The sequence below is a fragment of the Streptomyces thermodiastaticus genome (genome assembly GCF_014656135.1).
GTDB lineage: Bacteria > Actinomycetota > Actinomycetes > Streptomycetales > Streptomycetaceae > Streptomyces > Streptomyces thermodiastaticus.
Map to the genome: position 1 here is coordinate 222928 of NZ_BNBV01000006.1, position 17377 is coordinate 240304.

11 protein-coding genes and 2 tRNA genes are annotated in these 17377 nt (G+C 74.6%); 10 read left to right on the forward strand and 3 right to left on the reverse strand.

Annotated elements, in window-relative coordinates:
- Window positions 1-8: 8 nt before the first annotated feature.
- Window positions 9-4709, reverse strand: coding sequence for a PAS domain-containing protein (locus tag IE286_RS08895; protein WP_189796074.1), 4701 nt, complete (start codon window positions 4707-4709; stop codon window positions 9-11).
- A gap of 345 nt (window positions 4710-5054) precedes the next feature.
- Complete coding sequence (locus IE286_RS08900) at window positions 5055-5489, reverse strand: SSI family serine proteinase inhibitor (protein ID WP_308115055.1); 435 nt, start codon at window positions 5487-5489, stop codon at window positions 5055-5057.
- 291 nt (window positions 5490-5780) lie between these two features.
- Here IE286_RS08900 and IE286_RS08905 point away from each other — a divergent pair.
- The 10 genes from IE286_RS08905 (at window position 5781) to IE286_RS08950 (ending at window position 16578) form a co-directional block, all read left to right on the forward strand.
- Window positions 5781-5871 (forward strand) — tRNA-Ser (locus IE286_RS08905).
- 435 nt (window positions 5872-6306) lie between these two features.
- Window positions 6307-6379: transfer RNA gene (locus tag IE286_RS08910), tRNA-Arg, on the forward strand.
- Between the two features lie 297 nt (window positions 6380-6676).
- The gene (locus tag IE286_RS08915) at window positions 6677-7345 is read left to right on the forward strand and encodes a Type 1 glutamine amidotransferase-like domain-containing protein (protein WP_189796076.1); all 669 of its coding nucleotides are present in this window, start codon (window positions 6677-6679) and stop codon (window positions 7343-7345) included.
- Between the two features lie 139 nt (window positions 7346-7484).
- Complete coding sequence (locus IE286_RS08920; protein WP_229862122.1) at window positions 7485-8042, forward strand: UTRA domain-containing protein; 558 nt, start codon at window positions 7485-7487, stop codon at window positions 8040-8042.
- 95 nt (window positions 8043-8137) lie between these two features.
- Window positions 8138-9010, forward strand: coding sequence for a DUF2797 domain-containing protein (locus tag IE286_RS08925; RefSeq protein WP_267969490.1), 873 nt, complete (start codon window positions 8138-8140; stop codon window positions 9008-9010).
- Between the two features lie 114 nt (window positions 9011-9124).
- A complete protein-coding gene (locus IE286_RS08930; RefSeq protein ID WP_229862123.1) occupies window positions 9125-9865 on the forward strand; it encodes a response regulator transcription factor in 741 nt (246 codons plus the stop codon).
- Complete coding sequence (locus tag IE286_RS08935; protein ID WP_229862126.1) at window positions 9862-11580, forward strand: sensor histidine kinase; 1719 nt, start codon at window positions 9862-9864, stop codon at window positions 11578-11580. The genes IE286_RS08930 and IE286_RS08935 overlap by 4 nt, the downstream gene beginning before the upstream one ends.
- 121 nt (window positions 11581-11701) lie before the next feature.
- A complete protein-coding gene (locus IE286_RS08940; protein WP_189796079.1) occupies window positions 11702-13288 on the forward strand; it encodes a bifunctional glycosyltransferase family 2/GtrA family protein in 1587 nt (528 codons plus the stop codon).
- Entirely contained in the window at window positions 13285-15576 is a 2292-nt protein-coding gene (locus tag IE286_RS08945) for an ArnT family glycosyltransferase (protein ID WP_189796080.1), read from the forward strand. The genes IE286_RS08940 and IE286_RS08945 overlap by 4 nt, the downstream gene beginning before the upstream one ends.
- 231 nt (window positions 15577-15807) lie before the next feature.
- Window positions 15808-16578 (forward strand): TetR/AcrR family transcriptional regulator, encoded by a 771-nt coding sequence (locus IE286_RS08950; RefSeq protein WP_189796081.1) that lies wholly within the window; start codon window positions 15808-15810, stop codon window positions 16576-16578.
- A 34-nt stretch (window positions 16579-16612) separates the two neighbouring features.
- Here the strand turns inward: IE286_RS08950 and IE286_RS08955 are convergent, their stop codons facing one another.
- On the reverse strand, window positions 16613-17122 hold the full coding sequence (locus IE286_RS08955; RefSeq protein ID WP_189796082.1) for a PPOX class F420-dependent oxidoreductase: 510 nt from the start codon (window positions 17120-17122) through the stop codon (window positions 16613-16615).
- Between the last annotated feature and the right edge of the window lie 255 nt (window positions 17123-17377).

Below are 17377 nucleotides of genomic sequence, written 5' to 3' on the forward strand. Positions count from 1 at the left end.
ACCGGCGGTCAGTTGACGCCGATACGGGCCAGCAGGTCCACGATCCGGGTCTGGACCTCGGGGCTGGTGGACCGCTCCGCGAGGAACAGCACCGTCTCGCCCGAGGCCAGCCGCGGCAGGTCCGCCTGGTCGACGGCGGCCGTGTAGACGACCAGCGGAGTGCGGTTGAGCTGCCCGTTCGCCCGCAGCCAGTCGACGATCCCGGCGCGGTGGTGATGCATCCGCATCAGGTCCATCACGACCAGGTTCGGGTGGAACCGGCCGGCCGTCGTCACCGCCTCGCTGTCGCTCGCGGCCCGCGCCACCTGGATCCCGCGCCGCTGCAGCGCCTCGGTCAGTGCCAGCGCGATCTCCGTGCGCTCCTCGATCAGCAGCACGCGCGGCGGGTGCTGCTCGCTGTCGCGCGGCGCCAGCGCCTTCAGCAGCACGGCCGGATCGGCGCCGTAGGCCGCCTCGCGGCTCGCCTGCCCGAGCCCCGCCGTGACCAGCACCGGCACCTGGGCGGCGACCGCGGCCTGGCGCAGCGACTGCAGCGCCGTACGGGTGATCGGACCGGTCAGCGGGTCGACGAACAGCGCCGCGGGGAACGCCGCGATCTGTGCGTCGACCTCCTCGCGCGAGTGCACGATCACCGGCCGGTACCCGCGGTCGCTGAGCGCCTGCTGGGTGGAGGCGTCGGGGGCCGGCCAGACCAGCAGCCGGCGCGGGTTGTCCAGCGGCTCCGGCGGCAGTTCGTCGTCCATCGGCTGCGGGCGCGGCGGGTCGGCGACCTCCACCGCGCCGCCCGGGCCGTCCAGCGGTTCGGGTCCCTCGGCGGCATTCTCGTCCGGGGCGCTGATGGCGTACGACCGCCCGGCGCCCTGCGTGGCCTGGGTGAGCCGGGTCGGACCGGCCGGCGGCTGCGGCGAGGCCGCGGGGGCGCCGTGGGGCTGTTCGGCCGGCGGGTGCGGGCGGGCGCCCTGCTGCTCGGACCGCTGCTCGGGGCGTGCGACCGCGTCGGACCGTGTGCCCAGCTTGCGACGGCGGCCGGAACCGCCGGACGGGTGCGGGGCCGGGGTCGCCGAAGGCTGCTGCACCTGGGCGGCCTGGCGTCCGAACGGCACCCCCTGGCCGAGGGTGCGCACGCTGATCGCGCGGCCCTGCGTGGTGTCGGAGTCGGCCGGCGCGGCGGTCTCCGCGGGCAACGGCTGCGCCAGGCGCTGCGTCCGGCCGCCGGGCTGCGCCGGGGTGTGCCCCGCTGCCTGGGCGGGGGGCTGCTCGGGCGGCAGCGGGGTGGCGGCCGGCGTCCCCCGGGCCGGCGTGACCTGGGGCTGCGCGCCGGGAGCCGGGGCGGCGGGCGTGTCGGCGGAGGGCGCGTTCCCGGGCACGGGCACGGCGGCGGGCGTCGGCGCGGCCGCCGCGGGCGGGGTGCCCGGCGTGCCTCCCGGGGGCACGGGCGCGCCGGGGGCGGTGCCGTGCGCGGGGACGGGAACGCCCGGCGCGGTACCGGCCGGTGGCACCGGGACACCCGGCGCGGCCGGCGGTACGGGACCGGCGGTGCCGGACGGCGGTACGGCGGTGCCCGCGGCCGGGGTGGTCCGGGCGCCGTCGGCGGCCGGCCACGGCTGCGGGGCCGGGGCGGGCAGCTCAGGACCCGGCACAGGGGCGGCATGGGAGTGCGCGGGACCCGACTCCGTGTGGCCGGCGGTGGCGGTGACCGGGGTGCCGGGGGCGGCGGAGGCCGGCCCGTCGGCAGCCGGAGCCGTGGACGGCGGAAGAGGGGCAGCGGGAGCGCCCTGCCCGGCCGTGGTCTCGGCGGGCAGCGGCGCGGCCGGCAGCGACGGCGACTGCGGCAGCGGCTGCGGCGCCGGCCGCGCGGTCCCGGCGGCCTGTGCGGACGCGGCGTCCACGGCCGGCTGACCGGCACGTGCCTGCGGCGTGCCCGGCACCCCCGTCGGCGGAACGACGGGGGAGAGCTGCGGCACCTCCGGCGCGTTCGGTGCGGACGACTCCTGCGCCGGTGCCCCCGCCGCAGTGCTCTCCGGAGGCAGGGCGACGGCCCGCCGCCGGCGCCCCGTCGGTGTGCCCGCGGGATGCGGCTGCGGCGCGGTGGCATCGTCCGCGTGGTCGTGCGGTACGGCGTCGGGCTGCCCGCCCGGCTGACCGGCGGCGCCCGGCGCGGCCTGCACCGGGATCCGGCTCGCGGCCGGGGCGGCCTCGGACGGGCCGGGCACGGCCGGTGCCTCCGGCGCGGGCGAGGGCCGGTCGGCCTCGGCGGGCGGCAGGGCGAACACCGCACGGGAGGCCGGCTCCTGCGCGGCGCCCCGCTCCGGGGCCGAGGCCAGGGCACGCCGCCGGCGCCCGGTCGGCTGTGCCGCGGGCGCGCCGGCAGTGGTCATGTCGGGCTGCCCGGCCGGGGCGTGCGACGCGGCGTGCGGCACCGGCTGTACGGCCGGCGAGGCGTTCGGCGGGACCGGCTGTGCGGCGGACGGCGCGGGCAGGGCGCCGGCGCCGGACGGCAGCGCGTGCGGCGCGCCGGCGGCGCGGCGGGCACGGCGTCCGGTGGGCGCGGCGGGCATGCCCTGCGGCGGCACCGTGCCGCCGAGACCGGGACCGGATGCCGCCGTCCCTGCGGCGTGCTCCGCCGCCGTGACCACGGACCCCTGGGCCGCGCCCGCGTCCTCGGCGGGGCGCTCGCGGCGGCGGCCGGTGCCGTCGGTGCCCTCGCCGCCGGCCTGGGCCGGGATCTGCGGAGTCTCCTCGGCCGCCCGCCGCCTGCGCCGCCCGGTGGGAGCCGGTACGGCCGAGGAGTCGCCCTCGGGTTCCAGGAAGGCGTCCGTGGACGCCCGCCGCGCGCGCCGCCGCCCGCCGGACGGTTGCTGTGCGGGTGCGGGCAGCGCGCCCGCCGCGGCCGCGGCGTCCGCGGGTGCGAGCTGTGCGGCCGCGGCGTCCGCGGGTGCGAGCTGTGCGGCCGCGGCGTCCGGTTCCGGCTGCGCTTCGGCGGCCGGGCCGAGGGCAGCCAGGCCGTGACCGGCCGGCACCTGGTCCTGGCCGGCCGTGACGGTGCCCGCGCCGCTGCCGAGCGGCACCTCCAGGACGTACGCGTTGCTGCTCGTCCCCGGCACCTCGTGGGTCTGCAGCACACCGCCGTGCGCGCGCACGATCCCGCGCACGATCGGCTCGTGCACCGGGTCTCCGCCGGCGTAGGGGCCGCGCACCTCGATCCGCGCGACCTCGCCGCGCTGCGCGGCCGCCACCACGACCGTGTTGTCCATGTAACCGGTGGCCGACACCGGGGCGTTGCCGGTCGCGTCGACACCGGCGACGTCCGCGACCAGGTGGGCGAGCGCGGTGGCCAGGCGCTGCGGGTCGACCTCGGCCTCGATGGGCGGCGCGTGCACGGCGAACTGCAGCCGCCCGGGGCCGACCAGTTCCACCGCGCCGTCGATGCCCGCGGCCACGACGGAGTCGAGCATCACCTTGGTGCGTGTGATCTCCTCGCTGCCGGCGTCGAGGCGCTGGTAGGACAGGACGTTGTCGATGAGGGTGGTGATGCGGGAGTAGCCGGCCGACAGGTGGTGCAGGACCTGGTTGGCCTCCGGCCACAGCTGTCCGGCGTTGTCGGCGGCGAGCGCGGACAGTTCGCGGCGCAGCTCCTCCAGGGGGCCGCGCAGGGACGAGCCGAGCAGCGTCAGCAGCTGCCCGTGCCGGGCGGCGAGCGCCTCGTAGCGCTCCTTCTCGCGCTCACCGAGGGCGGTGTACCGCTCCTCGCTCGCGGCGAGCTCCTCCGCGTGCCGCTCGCCCAGCTTCTCGATCTCGGCGACGTGCTCCTGGCGGAGCGCGGTGAGTTCGGAGGCGTGTTCCTCGGCAAGCTTTTCCAGTTCCTCCGCGTGCTTCTTCTCCGCGGCGGCCTTCTCTTTGGCGAGGGCGTCGTACGGCCGCCGGTCGGTGAAGGTCATCACGGCGCCGACGAGCTGGTCGCCGTCTCGCACCGGCGCGGTGGTCAGGTCGACGGGCACCTTCTCCCCGGACTTGCACCACAGCACCTGCCCGCGCACCCGGTGCTTGCGGCCGGAGCGCAGGGTGTCGGCGAGCGGCGACTCGTCGTACGGGAACGGCGAGCCGTCGGCGCGGGAGTGCAGGACCAGGGTGTGCAGTTCGCGGCCGCCGAGTTCGCCGGCCCGGTAGCCCAGTATCTGCGCGGCCGCGGGGTTGACGAGCACGATCCGCCCGTCGGTGTCGGTGCCCACCACGCCCTCGGCGGCGGCCCGCAGGATCATCTCGGTCTGCCGCTGCGAACGGGCCAGCTCGGCCTCGGTGTCCACGGTGCCGGACAGGTCGCGCACGACCAGCATCAGCAGTTCGTCGCCGGTGTAGCCGGAGCCGTCGTAGGCCTGCTGGCCGTTCTGCAGATTCGCGCTGGTGACCTCGACCGGGAACTCGCTGCCGTCGGTGCGCCGCGCCACCATCCGGGTCGGCTTGGTGCGGCTGCGCGGGTCGATGTGGTCGGGCCGGCGCATCGACCCGGGGATCAGCTTGGAGTCGAACTGCGGCAGCAGGTCCAGCAGTCCGCGCCCCACCAGGGCCGTGCCGGGGGTCTCGAACGCCTCCAGGGCGATGGTGTTGGCGTTGACGACGGTGCCGTTGGCGTTGACCAGCAGCAGTGCGTCGGGGAGGGCGTCGAGTATGGCAGCGAGGCGAGCAGCGCCTCGGGATGGCCTGCTGCTCACGAGACGCTTCCTCCCTGTCACCGCACCTTGCCGACCGCGGGGGTCATCTTGCCAACCGGCCCGCAGCGTGTCACGCGAGCGAGTCTATGCGCTGGGGTTGCAGCTGCGACGCCGGACGGGAGGGAGGTCACACGGGCGAACGGCCGTGAACCGGGGGCGTACGACGGCGCTTCGCGCGACCTGCGCAGGACCTTTACGCCCTCTGCTCCCGGCCCTCCAGCGGTCCCGGACCGCCGGGCCCTCCACCGGACCCCGGCCCGCCCGGCGATCCGGCCTCACGCGGCCGGACCCGCGAGACGGCCCGCGCAGTCGCGGGCGGCGGGGCGGCACCGGGTGCCGGCAGCGTCAGGAGCGCAGGTCGGGCAGGAGGGGCACCAGCTGGTTCCAGCGGTCGATCTCACAGCCGTTGCGGCGGTCGTAGGCCGCGTCCACCCGCCGCCCGGCCCAGACGCCGGTGACACGCGCGGTGGCCGGCCCGCCGTACTGCATGGTGCAGGCGCTGCCCTGCGGCACGGGTGCGAAGAGGTCGCGCCCCCAGCGCGCGCTGCGGTCGAGCAGCGCGCACGCGCCCCGCACGTCCGGGTGCGTGCCGCCCTCGGGGTGGCAGTACAGCTCCCACGTCCCGTCGTGCGCCGCGCCCGCGTGCCGCACCGTGACCGTGAGGTGATCTCCGGCGCGGTCCTCGTCCCGGACCGGCGGCGGCGCACCGGGGGCCGCGGCGGCGGGCAGGGCGGCCACCGCGGTGAGCGCGGCGGCGCAGGCGGAGACGCCGAGGAGCACGCGCCGCAGCGCGCGGCGCCGGCCGGCACCCGGGAGCCGTCGGGGACCCGGGCGCCCCGAGGAGGAAAGAGTCGACTGCATCATGCCCGGACTAACGCGTCGCTGCCCGGTACGTTGCGCGGCGCACCCCGCCCGCACACCGCGCCGGGCCCGCCGCCGCTCCGACGCCACGGCGAGGGCTTTGCTCTGGAGCGGTTCTGCCTAGTACCGTGGGCAGCGATTGGTGACACCCCGCTTGGCTGTGTCATCATCTGCACGCACTGCTGACGCGCATGTGTCGGTGGTTGTGCTGGAGGCGTCGCCTAGTCCGGTCTATGGCGCCGCACTGCTAATGCGGTTTGGGCCTTAAAGCCCATCGAGGGTTCAAATCCCTCCGCCTCCGCGCGTGAGCGCCGAAGCCCCGGTCGTGAGACCGGGGCTTCGTCGTTCTCCGGGGCGGCCGTCCGGACTGGTCCCAGGGTGTTGCCTCCGGGCTTCGTCGTTCTTCCGCCATTCCCCTTCCGTCCTCTTCCGTCCCCTTCCGTCTCCTTCCGTCGTTCCCCGCCGTCCTGCGGGCTGTGCTCCTCCGCCCGGCCGGGAGCCGGACGCCCCCTCTCCGATCCCCCTCCGATGCGCCGCCGATCCACCACCGATCTGCCGCCCACGGGTCTCCCCGACGTCGCCGCCCCGTCGCTCGCTGCACGTCGCCGGGCGCGTTTGCGCAGGTCAGACGGGGTGCGGGATATGGATTTCACATGACGGCGGCGAATCATGTAATGTTCTTCGTGTCGCCGCGAGGGGCCGAAAGGAACCGGAAGCGGGGACGACAACAGAACAAGCACTCGTAGCTTAACGGATAGAGCATCTGACTACGGATCAGAAGGTTGCAGGTTCGAATCCTGCCGAGTGCGCACAGGTCGAAGGCCCCCTGGGATCATTCCAGGGGGCCTTCGACATCAGTTGCTGACATCAACGCGGCCGGAAGCCGCTCACTTTGTGGCAGCCTGCGCCTGCCGGTGCCGCACGTGTGCGGACGGTGACCCGCCGTGGCGCTCCGCGTCACCACCCGCAGGGTGATCGTCCGAGCGCCACGGGAGACACCGCGGGAACACCGCGGGGAACACCGGGCGGCCGGACGCCCTGGCACACGATCGAGCCCCCGCTCATATCCGTTGCGCCGCCCCGGTGCGGCGTGCTTGGCTCGCCCGGTGAATCTTCTGCTGACGGCGGGCGGCGTGCGCAACGAGACGCTGCGGGAAGCGCTGCGGGACATGCTGGGAAAGCCGTTCGGATCGGCGAACGTCGTGTACGTGCCCACAGCGTCGGTCGCTGAACCCGGGGACCACGGGTGGGTCCTCGCGGACATGAACCGGCTGCACGGCCTCGGCTGGCGCGAGTTCGACATCCTGGAGCTCAACGGCCTGCCCCGGCGGACGGTGCTCGACCGGCTGCTGCACGCCGACGTCGTCTACGTCGGGGGCGGCAACCATTACCACCTCGCCCGCAGCATCACCGGCAACGGGTTGGCCGACGGCTTCCTGCAGGCGCTGGAGAGCCGGGTCTACGTGGGGTTCAGCGCCGGGTCGATGATCTTCAGCCGGCATCTGACCGAGCACTCCGCCGACGTCGTCGAAGACAGCGCGGACCTCCATGTGCTCGGCGCGACGACCGTGGAGCCGCCGTTCGGCCTGTTCGACTGGTACGTCAAGCCGCACCTGTACTCGCCGGACTTCCCCGAGCGGGACGACGCCTGGGCCGACCGCATCGTCGCGCGGGCGGACTTCCCGGTCTGGTTCATCGACGACGACACGGCCGTGCGCGTCCGGGACGGCGAGGTGGACGTCGTCTCCGAGGGCCGGTGGCGGTTCCATCCCTGATGCACGGGGCGTAAGTCCGGGACACGCCCCGGCCGCCCGGCCCCCCGTCCCCGCAGGCGGGCAGAGGAAGCGCGGACTGGGGAACCCGGTACGCATGAACGACGACGAGCGCACGCGGCACCCAGCGCGGTGCAGGGCCGTGCGGTCCACGCTGCGGCACCGGTGGGAGAAGGAGCGGACCCACGCTGACCTGCGGGAACGCCGCAGCACCGGGGCCACCGAGCGGGAGACGGGGCTGCCCACCGGCCGACTGGCGTTCCGGGCCGTGTACGACCGGGTGGAGGCGTCGGCGGATCTTGCCGCCGCTCTCGGCGTCGAGACGGGGACCGCGCTGCTGAGGCGGACCTATCGCACGAGGCCGGCCGGCGAGGACACGCCGCTGAACGTCTGCCGCTCCTATCTTCCGTACGCCCTGGCCGCGCGGAACCCCGAGCTGCTCGACGCCTCCAAGGAGCCCTGGCCCGGCGGGACCATGCACCAGCTGTCCACCGTGGGCGTCGAGGTGGAGCGGGTGGAGGAGGTGGTCACCGCACGCCCGCCGACCGGCGCGGAGGCCCGGGAACTGGGGCTGGCGCCGGGGGTGCCGGTCATGGAGATCCGCAAGACGCTGCACGACGTGGGCGGGCAGGTCGTCGAGGTGGCCGACATCCTGCTGCCTGGCGATCGCTATGCCGTCCGCTGCGTGACCCGGCTGTGACGGCGCCGCTGCCGCCCCGTCCCGCCCCGCCCTCGCGCTCGCCGGTCCGCCGCGTGCCGGGGCGTTGTCAGTGGGAGCTCGTAATCTCGTGGGTGATGGCGGTGTGGACGTGCTCGGGGCTGCGCTGGTCGGCGGACGGGCCTGTGCTGGCGTGGCAGGGCGGGCGTGCGAGCACGCTGCCCAGGGGGAAACACGTGGCCTTCACGGTCGCGGAAGGGGGAGTGCGCAGATGCACGGGGGCGCGGGGGAACGCGTGTGCCACCGGTGCGGTGGTGCCGGGGCGGAGCACGGGGGCGCGCTGCGAGGAGTGCGCCCGGCTGGAGCGGGCGCACTCGGTGGCCGCCGACACCGCCGTGGACGATCCACGGCCGTATCGCGTGTACCTGGCCTGGTTCGGGCCCGGCCTGGTCAAGGTCGGGATCACCGCGGCCGAACGGGGCCCGGTGCGGCTGCTGGAGCAGGGCGCGGTCTGCTTCAGCTGGCTGGGCACCGGCCCGCTGATGGCCGCCCGGCGCGCCGAGCAGCTGCTGCGTGCCGCGCTGGGCGTGCCCGACCGGATCCCGTACGCCGCCAAGCGGGCCGTACGGTCCACGCTGCCGCCGGCCGCGGCGGGCCGGGCGGCCGAGATCGGGCGGCTGCACGAGCGGGCCGCTGCCCTTGCCGGATGGCCGGAGGCACTGCGGAGGGAACCGTTCCGGCCCGTCGACCATGTGCCGGTGTTCGGGCTGGCGGGTCTGCCGGCCGCGGTCGGTCAGGTGCGGGAGCTGGTCCCCGGCGGGACGGTGTGCGGTGACCTGGTCGCGATTGCCGGGCCCGACCTGCACCTGGCGACCGGGAACGGGGTGGTGGTGCTGGACACGCGGCTGATGACCGGCTGGCAGCTCGCTCCGGCCGCCGCCGGCGGTGAACCCACCGTGCCCGTGAGCCGGTTCAAGCCGGTGCCCGGCGAACAGCAGGAGCTGTTCTGACCGGAGCGCGGCGTGCCCGGGGCAGTGCCGGGCGGCGCCGGCGGCCGCGCGTTTCTCAGGAAAATCACAGATCCGCGAAAGAACCCTCTCAGAAGGCGTCGCCAGGGTGGCGGCATGACCACGACGACGCCCAAGGGACGCACCGAACTGCTGAGGCCGGACGGGAGCCCCGTCCGGGTGCTGGTGGTGGACGACGAGCCTTCGATCACCGAGCTGCTGTCCATGGCCCTGCGCTACGAGGGCTGGCAGATCCGCACCGCGGCGGACGGCCGCGGTGCCGTCCAGGCCGCGCGGGAGTTCCGGCCCGACACCGTGGTGCTGGACATGATGCTGCCGGACATGGACGGGCTGAGCGTGCTGGGGCGGCTGCGCCGCGAGCTGCCGGACGTGCCCGTGCTGTTCCTCACGGCGAAGGACGCCGTCGAGGACCGGATCGCCGGTCTCACGGCGGGCGGCGACGACTATGTGACCAAGCCGTTCAGCCTGGAGGAGGTCGTCGCGCGGTTGCGCGGGCTGATCCGCCGCTCGGGCGCCGCCGACCGGCGTCCCGACTCCGTGCTCGTCGTCGGTGACCTCACCCTCGACGAGGACAGCCACGAGGTGACGCGCGGCGGCGAGAGCATCCACCTGACCGCGACCGAGTTCGAGCTGCTGCGGTTCCTGATGCGCAATCCGCGCCGCGTGCTGAGCAAGGCGCAGATCCTGGACCGGGTGTGGTCCTACGACTTCGGCGGCAAGGCCAACGTCGTCGAGCTGTACATCTCCTACCTGCGGCGCAAGATCGACGCCGGACGCGAGCCGATGATCCACACCCGGCGCGGCGCCGGGTACCTGATCAAGCCCGCGAGTTCATGATCGGGCGGCGAGCAGCAGGTGCGCCGGGGCGGCCAGGGAGCACCGCGGCCGCCCGAGGCGTTCCGCGCCCGGCGCGCGCCCCCCGTCCGCCGCGTCCGCCGCGTCCGCCGCGCACGTTGCGGACGCGGCTCGTCGTCGCCTCCGTGGTGCTGATCGCCGTGGTCTGCGCGGTGATCGGCACGGTGACCACGCTGGCCCTGCGTTCCCATCTGTACGAGCAGCTGGACGGGCGGCTGGACGAGGTCGCCGCGCGGGCGTCCGGGTTCATGCCGCCGGCCGGGCGCCGGGGCGACGGCCGTATCCCGCCGCTGGAGCCAGGCAAGAGGATCGACCTGGCCGAGTTCGTCACGCGCGGCCCGCAGCCGCAGGGCACCGTCGTGGCGGCGATCCGAAGCGGCTCGGTCACCGAGGCCCAGTTCGGCAAGAAGACCAGCGACAACAACATCCCGCAGCTGACCGCCCAGTCCCTCGACGAGCCGCAGACCGCCGCGCTGGCCTCGGTCGCCCGGGACGGGATGCCGCACACCGTGTCCCTCCCCGGCCTCGGCGGATACCGGGCCCGGTACGTCGCCGGCCCCAACGGCACCTACGTCGTGGCCATCCCCACCGCCGACGCCGACAACACCATCAGCACGCTGATCCTGGTGGAGATCAGTGTCACCGCCGCCGGCCTGGTCGCCGCCTCGCTGGCGGGCGCCGCCATCGTCGACGTCGCCCTGCGTCCGCTGCGCAAGGTGGCCGCGATCGCCACCCGGGTGTCCGAACTCCCGTTGCACGCGGGCGAGGTGCGGCTCAGCGAGCGCGTGCCCGAGTCCGAGACCGACCCGCACACCGAGGCCGGCCAGGTCGGCGCGGCCCTGAACCGCATGCTCGACCACATCCACGGCGCCCTGCACGCCCGGCAGCTCAGCGAGATGCGGGTACGGCAGTTCGTCGCGGACGCCAGCCACGAGCTGCGCACCCCGCTGGCCTCCATCCGCGGCTACGCCGAACTGACCCGGCGCGGCCGGGAGCGGGTCGGGCCCGATACCCGGCACGCGCTGGACCGTATCGAGTCCGAGGCCGGACGGATGACCCTGCTCGTGGAGGACCTGCTGCTGCTGGCCCGGCTGGACGCGGGCCGGCCGCTGCACTTCGAGTCGTGCGACCTCGTCCCGCTCGTCGTGGACACCGTCAGCGACGCCCGGGCGGCCGGCCGGGACCACGACTGGCGGCTCGACCTGCCCGAGGAGCCGGCCCTGGTGTCGGCGGACCCGGCACGGCTGCAGCAGGTGCTGGTCAACCTGCTGGCCAACGCGCGCACGCACACCCCGCCGGGCACGACCGTCACCGCGCGCGTGCGCCGGGAAGGGACATGGCTGTGCGTGGACGTGCAGGACGACGGGCCGGGCATCCCGCCGGAATTGCTGCCGCGCGTCTTCGAACGGTTCGCCCGTGGGGACTCGGCACGGTCCCGCGCCACCGGTTCGACGGGCCTGGGGCTGGCCATCGTGCAGGCCGTGGCGGCCGCGCACGGCGGCACCGTCACCGTCGACAGCGTGCCCGGGCGGACCGTCTTCACCGTGCGCCTGCCCGCACTCCCGCTCGGACCGCAGGACGCCCAGGGCCCGGCGCACGGCTCCGCCGCCGTGCCGCCGCAGCTCGCGTCTCCGCCGTCCGGGCCCCCGCAGCCGGCGGCGCCGCAGCCCGCGCTCCCGCGGCCCACTCGTCCGTAGGTGACACCGGAGCAGAGCCACGCCAGCGCAGGGCCCGCGAGCGGGGACGGTGGACAGACTCACAGCTCAGGCACAGCGTCAGCACACAGCCTGTACAGGGCGGTTGAGAAAAGTCGCCCTCATGCCAACCGACATGCCTCCCGGTGCACTGCCGGCGCGGGAGCACCTTCCGGCCACAGATGCCGCAACGCCCGTCCTGGACGTGGTGATCCCCGTCTACAACGAGGAGAAGGACCTGCGGCCGTGCGTGCTCCGCCTCCATGACCATCTGACGCGCACCTTCCCGTACGGCTTCCGCGTCACCGTCGCGGACAACGCCTCCACGGACTCCACCCCGCATGTGGCGGCCCGGCTGGCGGAGGAGATCCCCGAGGTCACCGTCGTCCGGCTGGAGCAGAAGGGCCGCGGCCGCGCCCTGCGGACCGTGTGGTCGGCCTCCGAGGCACCGGTCCTCGCCTACATGGACGTCGACCTGTCCACCGACCTGAACGCGCTGCTGCCGCTGGTGGCACCGCTCATCTCCGGCCACTCCGACCTGGCGATCGGTTCCCGCCTGGCCCGTGCCTCCCGGGTCGTGCGGGGACCGAAGCGGGAGTTCATCAGCCGGATGTACAACCTGATCCTGCGCGGCTCGCTGCACGCCGGGTTCTCCGACGCCCAGTGCGGGTTCAAGGCGATCCGGCGGGACGTCGCCCAGGTGCTGCTGCCGCTGGTGGAGGACACCGGCTGGTTCTTCGACACCGAGATGCTGGTGCTCGCCGAACGGGCCGGCCTGCGCATCCACGAGGTGCCGGTGGACTGGGTCGACGACCCGGACTCCACGGTGCACATCGTCCGGACCGCCGTCGACGACCTGAGGGGCGTCTGGAGGGTGGGCAAGGCCCTGGCGACCGGTTCGCTGCCGCTGGACCGCCTCGCCCGGCCCTTCGGCGACGACCCCCGCGACCGGGAGATCCAGAACGTGCCCCGGGGACTGGCCCGTCAGCTTGTCGGCTTCTGCGTGGTGGGCGTGCTGTCCACGCTGTTCTACCTGCTGCTCTACAGCCTCTTCCGGCAGGTGTGCGGCTCGCAGATCGCCAACGCGCTCGCCCTGCTGGTCTCCGCGGTCGCCAACACGGCCGCCAACCGCCGTCTCACCTTCGGGGTGCGCGGCCGCAGCGGCGTGGTCCGCCACCAGGCGCAGGGCCTGGTCGTCTTCTGCATCGGCCTGGTCCTCACCAGCGGCTCGCTCGCCGCCCTGAACACCGCGACCAGCCACCCGGCGCGCTCCACCGAACTCGCGGTCCTGGTCGCCGCCAACCTCGCCGCGACCGTGCTGCGTTTCCTGCTGCTGCGGGCCTGGGTCTTCCCCGACCGCCGCGACCAGCGGGCCACCGCCCCGGCACGGGCCGCGACGGCGGAGCACCACGCGACGGCTGCGGACCACCTGCCGGGCGAGACCCGCACGACGGGTCAGGCCCGCGCCACGGACCAGGCCCGCGCCACGGACCAGGCTCGCCCGACGGATCAGGCCCGCGCGACGGCGCAGGGCCGTCTGCCGGGCGAGGACCGCTCGGACGAAGACCGGGCAAGGCCCCAGGACCGGCCGGCCGGCTCGTCCCGTCCGGCTCTTCCGCCATATCCGACCACACAGCCCCAGCCAGGGGACGACACCGCCCGACCACGGCCGGTGCGTCCGCTCGGAACCGACCCGAGGGACCCTCGATGAGCACGAATCACGATCCCACGACCCCCAGCGCAGGCACCGGGACCATGGCGCCGCCCAGCGGTCCGCCCGTCGGCGAGGACCTGCCGCCGACGGGCTCGCGCGCGGTGCGGCTCGCCCGGCGCCTGTGGCGGGGCCGGCCCGAGGACCCGCGCTGGGCGCGTCCCTCGCTGCTCGCCCTGCTGCTCGCCACCGGCGTGCTCTACCTGTGGAACCTCAGCGCCTCCGGTTACGCCAACTCCTTCTACTCCGCGGCCGTGCAGGCGGGCAGCGTCTCCTGGAAGGCGTTCTTCTTCGGCTCGCTCGACGCGGGCAACGCCATCACCGTCGACAAGCCGCCGGCCGCGCTGTGGCCGATGGCGCTGTCGGTCAGGATCTTCGGCCTGAACTCGTGGGCGGTGCTCGCACCGCAGGTCGTCATGGGGGTGGCCACGGTCGCCGTGGTGTACGCGGCCGTACGCCGCCGGTTCAGCCCGTCGGCCGGGCTGATCGCGGGCGCGGTGCTGACGCTGACGCCCGTCGCGGCGCTGATGTTCCGGTTCAACAACCCGGACGCGCTGCTCGCGCTGCTGATGTCGCTCACCGTGTACCTGGTGCTCCGGGGCGTCGAGGACGGCCGCACCAGGTGGCCGGTGTGGGCGGGCGTCGTGGTCGGCCTGGCCTTCCTCACCAAGACTCTGCAGGCCTTCCTGATCCTTCCGGCGCTGGCGCTGGTGTACCTCTGCTGCGCGCCCGTGCGGCTGCGCAAGCGGCTGGGGCAGCTCGCGCTCGCCGCGGTGGCGCTGGTCGTCTCGGGCGGCTGGTGGGTCGCCGTGGTCGAGCTGTGGCCCGCGTCCTCGCGTCCCTACATCGGCGGTTCGCAGCACAACAGCTTCCTGGAGCTGACCTTCGGCTACAACGGCCTCGGCCGCATCAACGGCGACGAGACCGGAAGCGTCGGCGGAGGTGGCGGCCCCGGTGGCGGACCCGGCGGCGGTGGCGGCCGATGGGGCGAGACCGGCTGGGACCGGATGTTCAACGCCGAGGTCGGCAGCCAGATCTCCTGGCTGCTGCCGGCCGCGCTGATCCTGCTGGTCGCCGGGCTGGTGTGGACCCGCAAGGCAGCGCGCACCGACCTGGCCCGCGCCTCGTTCCTCGCCTGGGGCGGCTCCCTGCTGATGACCGCGGGCGTCTTCAGCTACATGGCGGGCATCTTCCACCAGTACTACACGGTGGCGCTCTCCCCCTACATCGCGGCCGTCGTCGGCATGGGCGTGGGCGCCCTGTGGCAGGAGCGGTCCCGCCCGTGGGCGTCGCTGACCCTGGCCGCCGCCGCGACGGCGACCGCCGCGTGGGGATACGTCCTGCTCCACCGCACCCCCGACTATCTGCCCTGGCTGAAGTGGGTCGTCCTGGTCGGCGGGCTGGCCGCGGCCCTCGGGCTGATCTTCGTCTCCCGGACCGGCCGGCGGCTCGCCGTGGTCACGGTCGCCGGAGGCCTGATCACCTGCCTGGCCGGACCGACCGCGTACACGCTGAGCACGGTGGACTCCCCGCACACCGGGTCCATCGTCACGGCCGGTCCCGCGGGGGCGAGCCGTATGGGGCCCGGCGGCAGGGGCGGCGGCCCCGGCGGACCGGGTGGACCAGACGGTGGGGGCGGCATGCCCGGCCAGGCCCCGAACGGCCAGGGCAGCCAGAACGGCCAGGGCAGCCAGAACGGCCAGGGCGGCCAGGGCGATCAGGAGGGCGGCCCCGCCAACGGCTTGTCCGGCTTCCCCGGCGGCGGTGGCGGCATGCCCGGCCAGAACGGCCAAGGCACGCCGAACGGGCAGGGCAGCCCGAACGGCCAGAGCCGGACTGACGGCCGGACCGGCGGCGGGTTCCCGGGCTGGGGCCGGACGGGCGAGGGCGGCCCGATGGGCAGGGGCGGCGGCATGGGCGGCCTGCTCGACGGCGCCCAGGTCAGCGCGGAGGCCAAGAAGCTGCTGCTGGAGAACGCCTCGGCATACACATGGGTGGCCGCGTCCATCGGTTCCCAGAACGCCGCCAGCTACCAACTCGCCACCGGAAAACCGGCCATGGCGATCGGCGGCTTCAACGGCACCGATCCGTCCCCGACGCTCGACCAGTTCAAGAAGTACGTGGCCGACGGCCGGATCCACTACTTCATCGCCGGCGGCATGGGCGGCGGCCCGGGTGGCCGGGGCACCGCCGCGCAGATCAGCACATGGGTCGAGGAGACCTTCAAGAAGGTCACGGTCGGTTCGGCGACCTTCTACGACCTCACCCAGCGCACCGACGGCGACTGACGGTACGCCGGACAGCCGAGGGGCTGTGCCCACCCGGGCACAGCCCCTTCCCGTCACCCGTCACCCGTCACCCGCACCTGCCCCCTGCTTCCCGCCTCCGGCACCACACCCTCCCGGCAGCGTTGCGTGCCGGTCCGAGCGGGCACACTCGGACAGGAGGAGGCCGTCGGGACCGTGCCCGCGACGAGGCCCTTAGCATGACCGCCGTCGCGAAGCTGAGAAAGGTGCACCATGGGGAAGCCGGCCGGGGTGAGGGGTGCGGCGCGGACCAGCGTGTGGCTGGAGGGCAGGACACGCCGTAGCGCACGCGGCGGGCAGCCCTCCGGGCTCGACCTCGAGCGGATCACCGAGGCCAGCGTGCGGTTGCTGGACGCCGAGGGGATGGCCAGGTTCTCCATGCGGCGGCTCGCCGCCGAGCTGAACGTCACCGCGATGTCCTTGTACTGGTACGTCAGCAGCAAGGACGACCTGCTGGAGCTGGCCCTCGACGCGGCCTTCGGCGAACTGCGGCTGCCCGACGAGCGGCACGACGAGGACTGGCGGAAGCAGCTGCGCGACCTGGCCGGGGAGTACCGGGCCCTGCTGGTGCGCCATCCCTGGCTGTCGCCGCTCGTCGGCAGCTTTCTCACCATCGGCCCGAACCACGTGGCCTTCTCGGACGCGGTGCACCGGATCATCCGGCGCACCGGACTGCCCGAGGACCGTCTGGCCGGTGCGATCTCCGCCGTGTTCCGCTTCGTGTACGGCTACGGCACGAACGAGGGCCACTTCGCCGCCCGTTGCGCCGCGGCCGGGATGGCCCCGGACGAGTACTTCCAGCACGCGGTGAGCGTGGCGACGAGCGCCCCGGACGCCGCCGAGGTGATGCGGGAGTCGATCGGCCTGCTGGCGGCCGGCGGCGGCGACACCGTCGCACAGATGCTCGACCGCGACTTCGACGTCGCCCTGGACCTGCTGATCGCGGGCATCGAGGCGACGGTCGCCCGGAACGCGCGGGACTGAGGAGCCGCCCAGCCGGGGCCGGCGGACTTGCTGCCTAGGCCTGCTCCTGTTCCTTCTTCTGCTCCTGATCGTCGTCCTGCTGCTGCACCAGCCGCGCGGGGAAGCCGCCCGTCGCCACGGGCCCCCAGCGCTCCGGAGTCACCCGGATGATCGACTTGCCCTGCCGGACCATGGCCTGGCGGTACTCGTCCCAGTCGGGGTGCTCGCCGGCGATGGTGCGGTAGTACTCGACGAGCGGTTCCACGGAGTCCGGCGCGTCGACGACCTCGGCGGTGCCGTCGATCTGCACCCACGGCCCGTTCCAGTCGTCGCTGAGGACGACAACGCTCACCCGGGGGTCACGCTTGGCGTTCCGCGTCTTGGCGCGCTCCGGGTAGGTGGAGATGACGATCCGGCCGGAGTCGTCCACGCCGCAGGTCAGCGGGGAGGCCTGCGGGCTGCCGTCGGAGCGGCGGGTGAGCAGCAGCGCGCGGTGGCGGGGACGGACGAAGTCGAGCAGTTCCTCGCGCGTCACGCGGGTGTTGGTCGCGATGTTCGGTGCCATGCCCGCAGCGTAGGGGCTCCGGCAGCCGGGGCGGGCGTACGACGGCTGATCTCCTCGTGCCTACCACCAGCCGGGTCCGGCACGACGCGCCCCGGACCGGGATGCCGGGGCGCGAGAGGACCGGGCGCGCACGGGCACCGTGCCGCACCGTGCCGTGCGGCAGCGGTTGCCGTCGTCGCTGGTGGGGTTCAGGTGGTGGGGAGGGTGGTGCCTTGGACGGCTTGGATGTCGAGTTCGATTTTGAGGGTGGTGCCG

Excerpts from the sequence above, each read along its gene's own strand:
- IE286_RS08925 (WP_267969490.1), top strand. The coding sequence starts at position 8,138 with ATGGCGGTGTGGACGTGCTCGGGGCTGCGCTGGTCGGCGGACGGGCCT.
- IE286_RS08930 (WP_229862123.1), top strand. The coding sequence starts at position 9,125 with ATGACCACGACGACGCCCAAGGGACGCACCGAACTGCTGAGGCCGGAC.
- IE286_RS08935 (WP_229862126.1), top strand. The coding sequence starts at position 9,862 with ATGATCGGGCGGCGAGCAGCAGGTGCGCCGGGGCGGCCAGGGAGCACC.
- IE286_RS08940 (WP_189796079.1), top strand. The coding sequence starts at position 11,702 with ATGCCAACCGACATGCCTCCCGGTGCACTGCCGGCGCGGGAGCACCTT.
- IE286_RS08945 (WP_189796080.1), top strand. The coding sequence starts at position 13,285 with ATGAGCACGAATCACGATCCCACGACCCCCAGCGCAGGCACCGGGACC.
- IE286_RS08950 (WP_189796081.1), top strand. The coding sequence starts at position 15,808 with ATGGGGAAGCCGGCCGGGGTGAGGGGTGCGGCGCGGACCAGCGTGTGG.
- IE286_RS08955 (WP_189796082.1), bottom strand. The coding sequence starts at position 17,122 with ATGGCACCGAACATCGCGACCAACACCCGCGTGACGCGCGAGGAACTG.